2 protein-coding genes are annotated in these 1,661 nt (G+C 44.7%); both read left to right on the top strand.

What is annotated here, in order from left to right; all coding sequences use genetic code 11:
• The coding region (locus R8269_RS23850; RefSeq protein ID WP_318222731.1) for a sodium-dependent transporter at positions 1 to 1,373 on the top strand (1,373 nt) is incomplete at its 5' end.
• On the top strand, positions 1,370 to 1,465 hold the full coding sequence (locus R8269_RS23855) for a MetS family NSS transporter small subunit (protein ID WP_005494570.1): 96 nt from the start codon (positions 1,370 to 1,372) through the stop codon (positions 1,463 to 1,465). The genes R8269_RS23850 and R8269_RS23855, both read left to right, overlap by 4 nt.
• The last annotated feature ends 196 nt before the right edge of the window (positions 1,466 to 1,661 follow it).

The raw sequence follows: 1,661 nt of genomic DNA on the forward strand, positions 1-1,661 counted from the left end.
TGGCTTACGAAAACGGTGGCGGCGCATTTTTTATTCCTTACATTTTTGCCATGATCACTGCCGGTATCCCATTCATGATCCTTGAGTTCAGTATGGGACAAAAATACCGTGGTTCAGCACCGAAAACACTAGCAAAAATCCATTCGAAGTTTGAATGGCTTGGCTGGTTCCAAGTTGGCGTTGCTGCTGTTATTGCCGTTTACTATGTTGCAGTAATTGGTTGGTCTATCTCTTACTTTGGTATGTCGTTTACTCAAAGTTGGGGAACCGACACTAACGCGTTTTTCTTTAGCGAATACCTAAAGTTAGGTGATAACTCACCAACAAACTTAGGCGGTATTCAATGGAAAATTGCTATAGCGATGACCATTGCTTGGGCTGTCACTTACATTGCCATTGCAAGTGGCGTTAAGTCCGGCATCGAACGCGCATCAAAAATCATGATGCCAATTCTATTCTTGATGGTTCTATTTCTGATCGGTCGCATGGTATTCCTACCAGGTGCACTCGATGGTGTGAACTATATGTTCGAACCCGATTTCAGCAAGATTTGGGACGTAAAAGTATGGGCTGCCGCGTATGGTCAAATCTTCTTTACCCTAAGTATCGGCTTTGCAATTATGTTGGCCTACTCAAGCTACTTGCCTGAGAAGTCTGACATCACAAACAACGCCTTTATGACCGTACTGATCAACTGTGGTTTCTCTATCCTTGCAGGTATCATGATCTTCTCTGTATTGGGTTACATGGCTCAAGAGCAAGGTAAACCACTAACAGAAGTTGTCTCTGCTGGCGTAGGCCTTGCCTTTGTGACGTTACCTGCGGCAATTAACCTATTACCAGCGCCTTACATTCTTGGCCCGCTGTTCTTCTTTGCGCTTGTTGTGGCCGGTCTAAGTTCACACATTTCGATTATGGAAGCCGTGACGTCAGCCATTATTGATAAGTTAAAGTGGAGCCGTAAGAAAGCAGCAAATGTGGTAATCGGTACTGGCTTTGTTGTGTCAATGGCATTTGCGACCAACGGTGGCCTACTGCTACTAGACTTAGTCGACCACTTTGCAAACAATGTTGGTATTATGGTTGGTGGCTTGATTGAAATCGTATTGATGGCTTGGTTGCTAAATCGTGTACCAGAAGTACGCGGCTACGTGAATGAGCGTTCTGACTTCTCTATCGGTCAATGGTTTGAGATTTGTTTACGCTTTGTCACACCAATCATGTTAGCAATCATCTTGGCAACTAAGCTTTATGCTCTATTTACAGAAGGCTATGGTGGCTACGATCTAACTCTAGGTTGGGCAATCATTGCCGCACTCTTTATCTTTGGCTTACTTATCAACGCAGCAAACCGCAAGGAGGCAGTAAAATGACCGTTAGCGCAATCATTATGATGGTTCTTGGTTTGGGCATCACTTGGGGTGGTGCAGCTATCTGCATTAAACGTGCGATGAACAAACAGTAAGATTGAAATTCCGTCTTAATCAGACACAAAATGCCGGCATCTATGCCGGCATTTTTTATTTGAGAGCTAGAAGCTGTATTTCACACCAACAGCCCCACCCAACTGTAAGTCAGGGCCTTTATAGAGATCGAGCTCAGGATGGATCTGCGCATAAACGTCCCACCCTTTCGATAGGTCCCAGTTCACGCCAAGTGGA

Source organism: Vibrio sp. Vb0667, assembly GCF_033391095.1.

What these genes read in the sequence shown, in the direction of transcription:
- R8269_RS23855 (WP_005494570.1), top strand. Translation starts at nt 1,370, where the DNA reads ATGACCGTTAGCGCAATCATTATGATGGTTCTTGGTTTGGGCATCACT.